Origin of the sequence: Streptomyces sp. NPDC006283 (assembly GCF_040613325.1) — a bacterium.
In the GTDB taxonomy this organism is placed as follows: Bacteria; Actinomycetota; Actinomycetes; order Streptomycetales; family Streptomycetaceae; genus Streptomyces.
This window is the reverse complement of record NZ_JBEXRZ010000065.1, coordinates 22,671-36,003: the sequence shown is the minus strand read 5'-3', so window position 1 is coordinate 36,003 and position 13,333 is coordinate 22,671. Positions and strand designations below refer to the sequence as shown.

The window sequence follows — 13,333 nt, the reverse complement described above, 5'->3', positions numbered from 1 at the left end:
ATCAAGCCGGAGGACACGCCGGAGCGCGACGAGGTCCTGGCGAAGATCAACGGCGACGACGAGGGCGGCCCCGCCTTCGAAGTGATCTATCTCCTCGAGGCGGACGACGACGCCGTGGCCCGGCTGCGGGCCCGGCTCGACGGGCTCGGCGACTCCCTGGTCGTCGTCGGCGGAGACGGACTGTGGAACGTCCACGTCCATGTCGACGACGCCGGCGCGGCCGTCGAGGCGGGCGTGGAAGCGGGCCGGCCCTACCGCATCCGCATCACGCACTTCGACTCCGCGGTGGACCCGGTCACGCGCGAACAGGCCCAGCGGGCGGTTGTCGCCGTCGTCCAGGGCGAGGGTCTCGCGGAGCTGTGCGGCCAGGCCGGAGCGACCACGGTCCTGGCCCGGCCCGGGGAGCCGCCCGCCAGCGGGGAACTCGTCGAGGCGATCCGCCGGGCGCACGCCCGCGAGGTAGTGCTCCTGCCCAATGACACCTCCCTGCGGCACACGGCCGCCGCAGCCGCGGAACAGGCCCGCACGGAGGGCGTCCGCGTCGCCCTGATCCCGACCCGCTCGGCGGTCCAGGGCATCGCGGCCCTCGCCGTCCACGCACCGGACCGCCGCTTCGACGAGGACGTGGTCGCGATGACCGCCGCCGCCGGCGCGACCCGCTGTGCCGAACTGGCCGTGGCGGAACGCCAGTCGTGGACATCGGCCGGCGTCTGCCAGGCCGGGGACGTGCTCGGCCTGATCGACGGGGACGTCGCGTTGATCGGCGCGGACATGACGGAGACGGCGCTGACGTTGCTGGACCGCATGCTGTCGGCGGGCGGCGAACTCGTCACGCTGGTCCTCGGGACATCGGCACCCGAGGGGCTGTCGGGCCGCCTCGAGGCGCACGTCAGGGAGGGGTATCTGGCGGTGGACACGGCGGTGTACGAGGGGGGCGACGGGGCGACCCCCCTGCTGATCGGCGTGGAGTAGTACCCGGGGGCGCTGCCCCCGGTCGCCCCGCGCCTCGAACGCCACCGGGCTCCACGGGCTACCCAGCCAGTTGCGCCAGCACCGCACGGGCCTCGTCGCAGCGGGACGTCGCCGTCTCGCTGCTCTCCGGCGATGACGACGCGTACGTCGCCAGCACGGACCTCGCCAGTGCCTGCGACGCGGGCGCGTCCGACAGCGACGCGTAGATCCACGCCGCCATGAGCTGTGCACCCGTGCGCAGGTCGGTGAACCGGTCGCCCGCCTCCTCGAAGGCGGTCACCGCCCGCAGGACGTGGCCGACCGCCTCCTCGTACGCCGCCCTGGCCGAACCGTCCGCGTCGTCGTCGCCGGGTTCGCCGTCGCAGGAGCTCGCGATCAGGTCACCGGTCTGGCGGTAGGTGTCCGCCAGTTCGGCTCGCAGCCGGGCCGCGGCGTCGGCGTCCTCGCAGGCGGCCTGCGCCGACTCGCACTCCGCCGCCGCCGCGGTCATCAGGTCCCGCGCCGCCTGCAGGCCCGCCTGCCCGTCGCGTACGGCGATCCACGCCCGTACCCGCAGCGTCCGCACGAGCGCGTGCACATCGCCGAGGTCGCGCCACAGGTCGCCGGCGCGCCGATAGGCCAGCTCCGCCTCGGGGTTGAGCCGGGCGCGGAACAACGCCTGGCCCGCGAGGTTCGCGAGCATCGCGTGGTCGCGCTGCTCCGGCCAGCCGCGCGCGATGTCCGCGGCCTTCAGCCAGTGCTCCGCCGCCTCGCGCGGCTCGTCCAGCGCCGTGCAGCAGTCGCCCAGCCACCACAGCGTCTGCACGATCATGCCGTCGCCGTGGTCCTCCGCCGTCAGGTCGGGCAGCACCGACTCCAGGACCGCAGCGGCCTCGTCCACCCGCCCGAGCTGCAGCAGGAAGCCGCCGAGCCGGTGCCGGGCGTACGCCCCGTTGCCCGTGGTCTCGCCCGCCTCGTCGGCCCAGTGCGCCGCCTCCAGGGCGTGCTCGGCGGCCTCGTCGAACTTGCCGGCGTCGGCGAGCGTCTCCACGAGCTGCAGGTGCAGGCGACAGCGCCCGGAGGCTCCGGGGAAGTGCGCCGCGTGCTCCAGGGCGGCGCGGGAGGCGCGTTCGGCCGTCTCCAGGTCGCCGAGGTGCCGGCTGACCCCTGCCAGCTGCGTCTCGGGCTCCACCGCGTACCAGGGCCGGCCCGCCTCGATGCAGGTGTCGGCGGCCCGGGCGTACAGGTCCGCCGCCCCCGCCGCGTCGCCGCGGAAGGCGGTGATGTCGCCCAGGTAGCCCAGCGCCTCGCTGATCACGACGCCGACCCCGGGCTCCGCCCGTTCCGGCTCCGCGAAGGCGAGGAGGGCCTGCACCGCCTCCTCCAGGGACGTTGCCGCCGCTTCCACGGCCTCCCTGACCTGCATGCCCCGGATGAGGTCGTTGAGGATCCGCACGCGGCACAGCAGCGCCCTGCCGGTCTGCCGTGCGGTCGCCCTGCCCTCGGCGTACAGGGCCAGGGACCGGTCGCAGGGCTCCTGCACGGCGGCCAGCGCCTCGTCGAGGCGGCCGTCGAGCCCGATGCAGTACGCCGCCCTGGCGAGCGCGGACGCGGCGCGCCCCGGCTCGCCGGCCGCCTCGTACAGGCCGGCCGCGGACATGAAGAGCTCGAACGCCTCGGCCGGCGGGATGCTGGGATCCACGCCCCGGTGCTCTTCGATCTCCGCCCGGTCGAGGACGCCGAGTTCGACGCCCTCCTGCCCGGCCGCCCGGGTGGCGGCGGCCCATGCGGCCGTCGCGTCCGGGTGCTGGGCGTCGGAGAGCCGGCGTGCCTCGGCCAGCAGCCCGGACAGGCCGGCATCGGCCGCGCTCTCCGCCGAGGGCGCCGCTGCCGTCACCTCGCGCTGCGCGGCCACCGGCCGTACGGTCCGCACGCCCAGCGGCAGCCGGTCCACCAGCGGCGCGCGGTCCATGCGCTCGACGCACTGCTCGCTCACATGCGAGTTGCCGTTGCGCGTGTCGAAGCGCGCGGCGATGGCGAGCGCCTCCGTACGGGCGTGAGCGGCGAGTTCACGGGCGGTCCAGGTGCGGCCCCCGGGCCCGGGCAGGCTCTGCTCGCCGTGGCCGAGGGCGGTCAGCCGGTCGGTGAGCAGCGCGGTGACCTGCAGATAGCCGAGCAGGCTGCTGGGCTCGCCGGTGTCGGTGAAGTACGAAGGCCGTTCGGCGAGTATCTCCAGGCCCCGTGCCTCGTTGCCCGTCAGTGCGCAGAACTCGACATGCTGCGCGACCGCGCTGCGCATGCTCTCCTTCGACCGGACCAGCCGGTAGCCGCGCAGGTGGTGCGCGCGGGCCTCCTCGGTGCGCCCCAGCCGCAGCAGGGGCAGCAGCGATGCGGCGAGCACCGCGTGCGGCTCGTGTGCGCAGCTGAACTCGCCGTCCAGGACCGGCCGCCAGGTCGTGAGCGCCTCTTCCTCGTCGCCCCGGTGGGCCTGCCACGAGCCCTGGGCACGCAACTCGCAGGCGTGGCAGTCGCTCTTGTCGTCACGGTCGGCGGCCTGCCAGGCGTCGTACGCCCGCTGGGCCCGTTCCGTGTCGCCGAGGTGCCGGGCGATCCGCATCTCGCCCTGGCGCACGGCCCGCTCGGAGTGGCCGGCGAGCCGGTAGCGGTGCTCCATCTCCGCCTGCCACTTCTCGATGGACGCGAGCGGGATGTGCGGCTGGTCGATCATCCCGCTGGAGACCCACTTGAACATCCAGAACAGCGAATGCGCCTGCTGCCCGTCGAAGTCCTCGGGCCGCTCGTCCCACGTCCGCAGCAGCCGGGCGAAGGGGACGAACATCTTGTCCGCCTCGGAGCTGTAGTTGTAGACCTGCATCAGATGGCCGAGGCCGTCGATGACCAGTGCGGTGTCGCCGAGCTGCTCGATCTCCGCGAACAGCCGCTCCGCGCGTGCGTTGCGCGCGGGCCCTTCCGGCTCCGCGTCGTTGTCGTTCAGCGCCCGGCGCAGCGCGTCGGCGTCAGGGGGAGTCGCGAGGCTCATCGGCCGTTCTCCTGGTCGTGGGTGGCCCACTCCAGCAGGCCCATGAACGCGCGGTTGAGGAGCGCGGAATCGGCGGGCCGCAGCGGACGCTGCGCCATCAGCAGCGCCTGCCCGTACAGCGCCTCCGTGGCGGTGCCGGCCAGCTCCCCGTCGAGTGAACTGATCCTGCGGATCAAAGGATTGAGGTGGTTCAGCACGAGCCGGGCGCGCGGCGCGCTGCCCCGCAGCGATCCGAGGATGCCCGCCCACAGGTCGTCCGCCTGTGCCTCCTCGTCCGCGCGGGCCTGCTCGTGGCGGGCGGCCCGGTCGTCGAGGTGGAGGGCGGGCACGGTCAGCGGATGGAAGGCGCGCAGCGCCACGTCGCAGCCGAGCGGGTCGAGTTTGGCGCGCGCGGCGGCCAGGAAGCCGGCGAGTGCGAGCTCCTCGGCGGGGTCGACGGCGTCGAGGTGGGCGGTGACCGTGTCCGCGTCGAGCTCGGCGACCACCGTGCCGGGCCGTACGTGCGGCAGGCGTTCGACGAGTTCGGTGTCGTACGTGTAGCCGCCGTTGATCAGCCCGATGCCCTGGGCGGACGCGATCGGTGCGACCTGCCGGTACTCCTCGACGGTCCGCGCGAAGTGCACCACCGGGTGGCGCTGGGCGAACTCCTCGAGGCTCAGCCTGCCGTCCGTGGTCTCGAACGGCAGCCACGGCAGCATCGTGCGCAGCATCTCCGTGTCATGTCTGGCCAGTGACTTCACACCCAGGTGGTGGACGGAGAGGAACTGCTCCAGTCGCTCGGGGTCGCCTGCCGCCAGCCCTGTCAGCCACTCCCGGATGCGGTCGCCGAGGGCTTCGCGCACGGCGGCGAGCGTCTCGTCCGCGTACAGCGACTCGCGCGAGGCGGTGGGCCGCAGACTGTCGGTGTCGATGACGCACCGCACGAAGAAGGCCCAGTCGGGGAGGAGTTCGTCGGCACGGTCGGTGAGCAGCATGCCCTTCAGGTGCACGCGGTGCCCCGAGCGCTGCGCCGGGCTGACCGAGGACGGCAGCACGTAGGCGACGCCGCGCACACCGGCGACCGGAAGGTCGAGGTCGACGGAGTCGAGCGGGGTGAAGCCGAACAGGTCGTGGCAGTGACGGGCGAGGGCCACGCGCCGCGCCGCCGGGCCCGGATACGTACGGTCCCAGGGCGCGGGCAGGTCGCCGACGGCCGTCTCGCCGACCCTGACGTCGTACGGAAGCAGCGATCCGAAGTCGCGTGCCAGGGCGATCACCCGCTGCTCCGTGAGCCAGTCGCCACTGCCGGGGCGGGCCGTCAGGTACACGGTCGTGCCGGGCTCCGGCCGGGCGCTGTCGGGCAGAGTGCGCACGGTGTACGAACCGTCGTCGCGGGCCGACCACTGGACGGGCGGCGCGTCGGGCGTACGTGCGCTGCGGCTCACCACACGGATCTCGGCCGCGACGACAAAACAGGCGAGCAGACCGATGCCGAACTGCCCGAGGAACTCGGCCCGGGCGGACTCGAGACCCTCCCGCTTGGAGCTTCGGCCGATGGTCGCGAGCAGGCTGTGCACATCGGTCTCGGTCAGGCCGATGCCCGAGTCCTCGATGCGCAGGCCGCCGTCCTCGGTGTACAGCCGCACCCGCGCGGGCGCGTCGGGCTGTTCGGCCCGCCGGGCGGTGATCGCGTCCACCGCGTTCTGCAGGAGCTCGCGCAGATAGACCTTGGGGCTGGAGTAGAGGTGGTGGGACAGCAGGTCCACCAGGCCACGGAGATCGACCTGGAAGGTGTGCGGTGTCGTCGTACCGGTGGCCGGAGTCGTCTCAGATGTCATCGTCGCTGCGCCGGTGGGGGGTCGGGCGACGGCGCGGGGTCAGGCGATCCCGTACGACGGTGATCGCGATGAGGTGGAAGAGCGGTCATCGTATGGCTCACGGCGCCGCCTTGACCAGGAGTTATCAACAGGTGCGCGACGGCTGTCGGTGCCGTGGTGTGCAATGGATCGCGTGTCCGCGCTCGACGAACCCCTCAAGAAGACGCTCGGTGCCGCCACCGCCAAGGTGATGGCCGAGCATCTCGACCTGCACACCCTCGGCGACCTGCTGCACCACTATCCACGGCGGTACGCGGAGCGCGGGGAGCTGACCGCCCTGTCCGAGCTGCCCCTGGACGAGCACGTCACGGTGGTGGCCCAGGTCGCCGACGCGCGGATCCTCACGTTCAACCAGGGCCGCGGGAGGCGCCTGGAGGTGACGATCACCGACGGCAGCGGCCGCCTCCAGCTGGTCTTCTTCGGAAAGGGCGTCCACAAGCCGCACAAGGACCTGCTGCCCGGCACCCGCGCGATGTTCGCCGGCAAGGTGTCGGTGTTCAACCGCAAACTGCAGCTCTCGCACCCGGCGTACGAGCCGCTCAGCGGCGGCGCGAGCGCCGCCGACGCGGTGGACGCCTTCGCCAATCAGCTCATCCCGATCTATCCCGCCTGCAAGCAGCTGGAGTCCTGGAAGATCTCCAAGGCGATCGACGCGGTGCTGGACCGGGCCGTGGACGTCGTCGACCCGCTGCCCCCGGCGCTGCGCGAGGGCCGCGGCATGGCGACCCTGCCGGACGCCCTGCGCAAGATCCACCGGCCGCGTACCAAGGCAGACATCGCCGAGGCCAGGGAGCGGCTCAAGTGGGACGAGGCGTTCGTCCTCCAGGTGGCCCTCGCCCGCCGGCGGTTCGCGGACACCCAGCTGCCCGCGGTGGCCCGCCGCCCCCTCGCGGGCGGACTTCTCGACGCGTTCGACGCCAGGCTGCCCTTCACGCTCACCGACGGCCAGCAGTCGGTGAGCAAGGAGATCTTCGACGACCTGGCGACCGAGCACCCGATGCACCGCCTCCTGCAGGGCGAGGTCGGCTCGGGCAAGACGATGGTCGCGCTGCGGGCGATGCTCGCCGTCGTCGACGCGGGCGGCCAGGCCGCGATGCTCGCCCCCACCGAGGTTCTCGCCCAGCAGCACCACCGCTCGATCACGGAGATGATGGGCGACCTCGCGGAAGGCGGGATGCTGGGGGGCTCGGACCAGGGCACCAAGGTCGTGCTGCTCACCGGTTCCATGGGGGCGGCCGCCCGACGGCAGGCACTGCTCGACCTGGTGACCGGCGAGGCCGGGATCGTCATCGGCACGCACGCGCTGATCGAGGACAAGGTGCAGTTCCACGACCTCGGCCTGGTCGTCGTCGACGAACAGCACCGCTTCGGCGTGGAGCAGCGCGACGCCCTTCGGTCGAAGGCGCACTCCCAGGGGGAAAGAAGGTCCCCGCACCTGCTGGTCATGACCGCCACCCCCATTCCCCGTACGGTCGCGATGACCGTCTTCGGCGACCTGGAGACGTCCGTACTGGACCAGCTGCCGGCCGGCCGCTCGCCCATCGCCAGCCACGTGGTGCCGGCCGCCGACAAGCCGCACTTCCTGGCCCGCGCCTGGGAGCGGGTGCGCGAAGAGGTGGACAACGGCCACCAGGGCTATGTCGTCTGCCCTCGCATCGGTGACGCGGAGGACGAGAAGCCGAAGAAGAAGTCGGCGGAGGACGAGGCCGAGAAACGCCCGCCGCTCGCCGTCCTCGATGTCGCCGACCAGCTGGCCAAGGGCCCGCTGAGCGGTCTGCGGGTGGAGGTCCTCCACGGGCGGATGCAGCCCGACGACAAGGACGACGTGATGCGCCGTTTCGCCCGCGGCGACGTGGACGTCCTGGTCGCCACCACGGTCATCGAGGTCGGGGTGAACGTGCCGAACGCCACCGCCATGGTGATCATGGACGCGGACCGCTTCGGCGTCTCGCAGCTCCATCAGCTGCGCGGCCGGGTCGGCCGTGGCTCGGCGCCGGGCCTGTGCCTGCTGGTCACCGAGATGCCGGAGGCGAGCCCGGCCCGTCAGCGCCTGGCCGCCGTCGCCTCGACGCTCGACGGCTTCGAGCTCTCCCGCATCGACCTCGAGCAGCGCCGTGAGGGCGATGTGCTGGGCCAGGCCCAGTCCGGGGTGCGCACGTCGCTGCGGATGCTCGCCGTCATCGAGGACGAGGAGGTCATCGCGGCCGCGCGCGAAGAAGCGGTCGCGATCGTCGGGGCGGACCCGGAGCTGGCGGGCCTGCCCGAGCTGCGCACCGCGCTGGACGCCCTGCTGGACAAGGAGCGCGAGCAGTACCTCGACAAGGGCTGAGAGACTGGGGGACGTCAGCCCGCAGAGAGAGGCCCTTCATGACCCGCGTGATCGCCGGTGCGGCCGGCGGACGCCGTCTCGCCGTACCGCCAGGCACCGGCACCCGCCCCACCTCCGACCGTGCCCGGGAAGGGCTGTTCTCCAGCTGGGAGTCCCAGCTGGGCGCGCTCGCGGGCATCCGCATCGCCGACCTGTACGCCGGATCGGGTGCCGTCGGCCTGGAGGCGCTGTCGCGCGGGGCCGCCCACGCCCTGCTGGTCGAGGCGGACGCCCGCGCCGCCCGGGTCGTCCGGGAGAACGTGCGCGCGCTCGGTCTGCCGGGCGCGGAGGTCCGGACCGGCAGAGCGGAACAGATCGTCACCGGACCGGCTCCGGCCGCCCCTTACGACGTCGTCTTCCTCGATCCGCCGTACGACGTCACCGACGACGATCTTGGCGAGATTCTGCTCACACTCCGCCGCCAGGGCTGGCTCGCCGCCGATGCGCTCGTCACCGTGGAGCGCAGCACCAGAGGCGGGGAATTCAAGTGGCCCCAGGGCTTCGTCCCACTGCGGGCCCGTCGCTACGGCGAGGGGACGCTTTGGTACGGTCGCGCCGCCTCTACGTGCGAAGACGCACCATGACCGGACCGGAGAGCGAGGGACTTCAGTTGCGCCGAGCAGTCTGTCCGGGGTCGTTCGACCCCATCACCAATGGACACCTCGACATCATCGCCCGCGCCTCCAAGCTGTACGACGTCGTACACGTCGCGGTGATGATCAATCAGTCCAAGCAGGGACTGTTCACCGTCGACGAGCGGATGGAGCTCATCCGTGACGTGACCCGCGAATACGGGAACGTCGTGGTCGAGTCGCACCACGGGCTCCTCGTCGACTTCTGCAAGGAGCGCGACATCCCCGCGATCGTCAAGGGACTGCGCGCCGTCAGCGACTTCGACTACGAGCTGCAGATGGCCCAGATGAACAACGGTCTCTCGGGCGTGGAGACCCTCTTCGTCCCGACCAACCCGACCTACAGCTTCCTCTCCTCCAGCCTGGTCAAGGAAGTCGCCGCATGGGGCGGCGACGTGTCCCACCTGCTGCCCGACGCCGTCCACCGCGCACTCGTCCAGCGGCTCGCGGAAAAGGCCTGACCTGACATCGCGTCACCCGGTGTCGGGTGGGCACGGACTGCCCGTACAGTCGTCCCCGTCCGTCTGACAATCCGCAGTAGAGAGTGGCGAACCACGGTGGACGTGCAGAAGAAGCTCGACGAGATCGTCGAAGCGGTCGGGAACGCCCGCTCCATGCCCATGTCGGCGTCCTGCGTGGTCAACCGCGCCGAGCTGCTCGCCATGCTCGAAGAGGTGCGCGACGCCCTGCCCGGCTCCCTGGCCCAGGCGCAGGAGCTCATCGGCGGCCGCGAGCAGATGGTCGAGCAGGCCCGCCGGGAGGCCGAGCGGATCATCGAGTCCGCCCACGCCGAGCGCGGCTCTCTGATCTCCGACACCCAGGTCGCCCGCCAGTCGCAGGACGAGGCCGATCGCATCCTCGCCGAGGCCCGCCGGGAGGCCGAGGAGATCCGCGCGGAGGCCGACGAGTACGTCGACTCCAAGCTCGCCAACTTCGAGGTCGTCCTCAACAAGACCATCGGCTCGGTCGACCGGGGCCGCGAGAAGCTGCTGGGCCGAGGCCCCGGCCTCGACGAGCAGGGCTTCGCCGACGAGGACGCCCCCGAGCACAGCAACGACCCGCAGACGCTCATCCAGCGGGCGGACCAGTACGTCGACGCCAAGCTGGGTGCCTTCGAGGCAGTGCTCTCCAAGACGCTCGAAGCGGTCGGCCGCGGGCGGCAGAAGCTCCACGGCCGCATCGCCTCGGACGACCTCGGCGCGCACATGGCCGCCCAGGACGCCGCCGGCGGCCACCAGCACACCAGCGACGCCGACTACCTGGCCGGTCTCGCGGAGCTCGCCGACCCCGCCCCAAAGCGCGCAGAGCCGGACGCCTACGGCTACCGTCCGCCGCAGCCGGAGCCGCAGATCCCGCCCCAGCCGGACCCGTACACGTACGCGCCGCAGGAGGCGTACGCGGGCTACCAGCAGCCCGACCCCTACGCCGGCTACCCGCGGCAGCAGGGCTACGACCAGCAGTACGCGCAGCAGGACCCGTACGCCTACCAGCAGCCGCAGCCCGAGTACCAGCCCCAGCCCCAGCAGGGCACCGCGCTGGACGAGACCAGCCTTTTCGACACCGGCATGATCGACCTCGAGCAGCTGGGCCGGTACGAGCAGGGGCGCTGAGCGGACCGGATTGGGTCTATGGCGGACGTTCCAGTATCCTGGCTCTTCGGTCGCGCGTAGTTCCGCGATCCCGGCTGTCCGCTTCGCTCCGCGAATCGGGACGGCCCCTCCCCACGAACCGAAAGCAGGAAGACCCCTGAGCACGCGCCTCGACCATCGCAATCCCCTCGTGTTCGACACACACGAGCTGGGACGGCGGCCCGGTGCGCTGCAGCGGCTTTCTCGCACGGTGGACGCACCGAGGGACTTCGGCATCGCCGATGTCATCGGAGTGCCGGAGGGCGCGCCGGTGGAGCTGGACCTCCGCCTCGAGTCCGTCATGGAAGGGGTGCTTGTCACAGGCACCGCCCGTGCGAGCGCCGAGGGGGAGTGCGTAAGGTGTCTGGAGCCGCTGCACCAAGAGGTCGCCGCGGACTTCCAGGAGATGTTCACGTACCCCGAAGGCGACGACCGGGGCCGCAGTCGTGCTGCGGAGCCCGTCGAAGACGAAGAGGACGAGGACAGGCTCTTTCTCGAGGACGGCATGTTCGACCTCGAGCCCGTGCTGCGTGATGCGGTGGTGCTCGCACTGCCGATGCAGCCGGTGTGCCGGGAGACCTGTGCCGGCCTGTGCCCCGACTGCGGGATCAGGCTGGACGAGAACCCGGACCACCACCATGACGCCGTCGACATCCGTTGGGCGGCACTGCAGGGACTCGCCGAGACCGTTCAGGACGGCGAGAAGGACAACATGGGCGGCGCCGAAGCGGGCGTCGACGAGAAGCAGGAGAAGTAGCCGTGGCTGTTCCGAAGCGGAAGATGTCGCGCAGCAACACGCGCCACCGCCGGTCGCAGTGGAAGGCTGCGGTCCCCACCCTGGTTTCGTGTGAGCGTTGCCAGGAGCCGAAGCAGCAGCACATCGCGTGCCCGAGCTGCGGCACCTACAACAAGCGCCAGGTCCTCGAGGTCTGAGCGGCTGGTGAGAGGCGCAATGTCTGAGTCCAACAAGACGGACAATGCCTCGTCCCACACGCTTCTGGAAGGGCGGCTCGGGTATCGACTCGAGTCCGCCCTTCTGGTGCGTGCGCTGACGCACCGTTCCTACGCGTACGAGAACGGCGGTCTGCCCACCAACGAGCGGCTGGAGTTCCTCGGGGACTCCGTGCTCGGGCTGGTGGTCACCGACACGCTGTACCGCACCCACCCCGACCTGCCCGAAGGCCAGCTGGCCAAGTTGCGGGCCGCGGTGGTCAATTCGCGTGCGCTGGCGGAGGTCGGACGTGGCCTGGAACTCGGCTCCTTCATCCGGCTCGGCCGCGGCGAAGAGGGCACGGGCGGCCGGGACAAGGCATCCATCCTTGCCGACACCCTCGAAGCGGTGATCGGTGCGGTCTATCTCGACCAGGGCCTCGAGGCGGCGTCCGAGCTGGTGCACCGGCTCTTCGACCCGCTGATCGAGAAGTCCTCGAACCTCGGCGCCGGCCTGGACTGGAAGACCAGCCTCCAGGAGCTCACCGCGGCCGAGGGCCTCGGAGTGCCCGAGTACCTGGTCACCGAGACCGGCCCGGACCACGAGAAGGTCTTCACTGCTGCCGCCCGCGTCGGTGGTGTCTCGTACGGCACCGGCACCGGCCGCAGCAAGAAGGAAGCGGAGCAGCAGGCGGCGGAGTCCGCGTGGCGGGAGATCCGAGCCGCCGCGGACGAGCGCGTGGCGGCGGCCAAGGCTGCCGCCGAGAGCGGGTTGGTCACCGGGGAAGTCGCCACCGGGGAAGTCGCCGCCGGGGAAGTCGCCGCCGGGGAAGTCGCCGCCGGGGAAGGGGACGCCGACACCTCTTCCGACTCGGCACCCGCGGACCGGGCTTCGGCCTGAGTCCTGCGGTTTGCCGGCTGTCCGCTGATTCGCGTGAGGCCCCTCGCCCCTGGAAAGCACCCGGTGGCGAGGGGCCTCACGGCTTCCCGGCGCTCCCGCACTGCCGGGCTGTACGCTGCGTGACGTCATCGTGCGAGTTCCCCGAGGAGACCTGTGCCCGAGCTGCCCGAGGTCGAAGTCGTACGCCGTGGCCTGCAGAACTGGGTCAGCGGGCGAACGATCGCCGAGGTCCAGGTGCTCCACCCCCGCGCGGTCCGCAGGCACCTGGCCGGCGGTGAGGATTTCGCCGCGCGACTGAAGGGCCGGACCGTCGGGGACGCCTGCCGGCGTGGCAAGTACCTGTGGCTGCCCCTCGTGGACACGGACACGTCGGTCCTCGGCCATCTCGGGATGAGCGGCCAGCTGCTGGTGCAGCCGCAGGAGGCGGAGGACGAGAAGCACCTGCGCATCCGCATCCGATTCGCGGACGAGCTCGGCACCGAGCTGCGCTTTGTCGACCAGCGCACCTTCGGCGGTCTGTCCCTGCACGAGAACTCGCCGGAAGGCCTGCCCGACGTCATCGCGCACATCGCCCGCGACCCGCTCGACCCCCTCTTCGACGACACCGCCTTCCACACCGCGATGCGGGCCCGCCGAACCACCGTCAAGCGCGCCCTGCTCGACCAGTCGCTGATCAGCGGTGTCGGCAACATCTACGCCGACGAGGCCCTGTGGCGGGCGAGGCTGCACTACGAGCGGCCCACGGCGACGCTGACCCGGCCCCGCTCGGTGGAGCTGCTGCTGCATGTGCGGGAGGTGATGACGGCAGCCCTCGCCGTCGGCGGCACCACGTTCGACAGTCTGTACGTGAACGTCAACGGTGAGTCCGGTTACTTCGACCGTTCCCTGGACGCGTACGGGCGTGAGGGCGAGCCGTGCCGGCGCTGCGGCACCCCGATACGCCGTCGCCCCTGGATGAACCGGTCCAGCTATTTCTGCCCGCGCTGCCAGCGGGTGCCGCGCACCGTTTCCTGACCCGCCAGCCGCG

At 71.8% G+C, this 13,333-nt stretch carries 10 protein-coding genes and 1 pseudogene; 9 read left to right on the top strand and 2 right to left on the bottom strand.

Annotation, left to right across the window (positions count from 1 at the left end; genetic code table 11):
* Positions 1-972, top strand: a pseudogene (locus ABZ070_RS16210) (dihydroxyacetone kinase); the annotation flags it as partial.
* A 58-nt stretch (positions 973-1,030) separates the two neighbouring features.
* Here ABZ070_RS16210 and ABZ070_RS16205 read toward each other — a convergent pair.
* Positions 1,031-3,991: a tetratricopeptide repeat protein gene (locus tag ABZ070_RS16205; RefSeq protein WP_356634194.1), complete on the bottom strand. Its 2,961-nt coding sequence runs from the start codon at positions 3,989-3,991 to the stop codon at positions 1,031-1,033.
* Positions 3,988-5,808, bottom strand: a complete 1,821-nt coding sequence (locus tag ABZ070_RS16200; protein ID WP_356634192.1) for an HSP90 family protein — start codon at positions 5,806-5,808, stop codon at positions 3,988-3,990. The genes ABZ070_RS16205 and ABZ070_RS16200 overlap by 4 nt, the downstream gene beginning before the upstream one ends.
* Before the next feature lie 163 nt (positions 5,809-5,971).
* On the opposite strand from ABZ070_RS16200, the gene recG reads away from it, so the two are divergent.
* The 8 genes from recG (at position 5,972) to mutM (ending at position 13,320) form a co-directional block, all read left to right on the top strand.
* Positions 5,972-8,176 (top strand): ATP-dependent DNA helicase RecG, encoded by a 2,205-nt coding sequence (recG, locus tag ABZ070_RS16195; protein WP_356634190.1) that lies wholly within the window; start codon positions 5,972-5,974, stop codon positions 8,174-8,176.
* A 38-nt stretch (positions 8,177-8,214) separates the two neighbouring features.
* Positions 8,215-8,799 (top strand): 16S rRNA (guanine(966)-N(2))-methyltransferase RsmD, encoded by a 585-nt coding sequence (gene rsmD, locus ABZ070_RS16190; RefSeq protein ID WP_356634188.1) that lies wholly within the window; start codon positions 8,215-8,217, stop codon positions 8,797-8,799.
* A 26-nt stretch (positions 8,800-8,825) separates the two neighbouring features.
* Complete coding sequence (gene coaD / locus ABZ070_RS16185) at positions 8,826-9,308, top strand: pantetheine-phosphate adenylyltransferase (RefSeq protein ID WP_356634196.1); 483 nt, start codon at positions 8,826-8,828, stop codon at positions 9,306-9,308.
* A 96-nt stretch (positions 9,309-9,404) separates the two neighbouring features.
* Complete coding sequence (locus ABZ070_RS16180; protein ID WP_356634186.1) at positions 9,405-10,457, top strand: ATP synthase F0 subunit B; 1,053 nt, start codon at positions 9,405-9,407, stop codon at positions 10,455-10,457.
* Positions 10,458-10,626: 169 nt separating this feature from the next.
* A complete protein-coding gene (locus ABZ070_RS16175; RefSeq protein ID WP_356634184.1) occupies positions 10,627-11,232 on the top strand; it encodes a DUF177 domain-containing protein in 606 nt (201 codons plus the stop codon).
* Positions 11,233-11,234: 2 nt separating this feature from the next.
* Positions 11,235-11,408, top strand: a complete 174-nt coding sequence (gene rpmF / locus ABZ070_RS16170; RefSeq protein ID WP_026165248.1) for a 50S ribosomal protein L32 — start codon at positions 11,235-11,237, stop codon at positions 11,406-11,408.
* Between the two features lie 19 nt (positions 11,409-11,427).
* The gene (rnc, locus tag ABZ070_RS16165) at positions 11,428-12,306 is read left to right on the top strand and encodes a ribonuclease III (protein WP_356634182.1); all 879 of its coding nucleotides are present in this window, start codon (positions 11,428-11,430) and stop codon (positions 12,304-12,306) included.
* 153 nt (positions 12,307-12,459) lie between these two features.
* On the top strand, positions 12,460-13,320 hold the full coding sequence (gene mutM, locus ABZ070_RS16160; RefSeq protein ID WP_356634180.1) for a bifunctional DNA-formamidopyrimidine glycosylase/DNA-(apurinic or apyrimidinic site) lyase: 861 nt from the start codon (positions 12,460-12,462) through the stop codon (positions 13,318-13,320).
* Positions 13,321-13,333: the final 13 nt, after the last annotated feature.

Excerpts from the sequence above, each read along its gene's own strand:
- ABZ070_RS16205 (WP_356634194.1), bottom strand. The coding sequence starts at position 3,991 with ATGAGCCTCGCGACTCCCCCTGACGCCGACGCGCTGCGCCGGGCGCTG.
- rsmD (WP_356634188.1), top strand. The coding sequence starts at position 8,215 with ATGACCCGCGTGATCGCCGGTGCGGCCGGCGGACGCCGTCTCGCCGTA.
- recG (WP_356634190.1), top strand. The coding sequence starts at position 5,972 with ATGGATCGCGTGTCCGCGCTCGACGAACCCCTCAAGAAGACGCTCGGT.
- ABZ070_RS16200 (WP_356634192.1), bottom strand. The coding sequence starts at position 5,808 with ATGACATCTGAGACGACTCCGGCCACCGGTACGACGACACCGCACACC.
- rnc (WP_356634182.1), top strand. The coding sequence starts at position 11,428 with ATGTCTGAGTCCAACAAGACGGACAATGCCTCGTCCCACACGCTTCTG.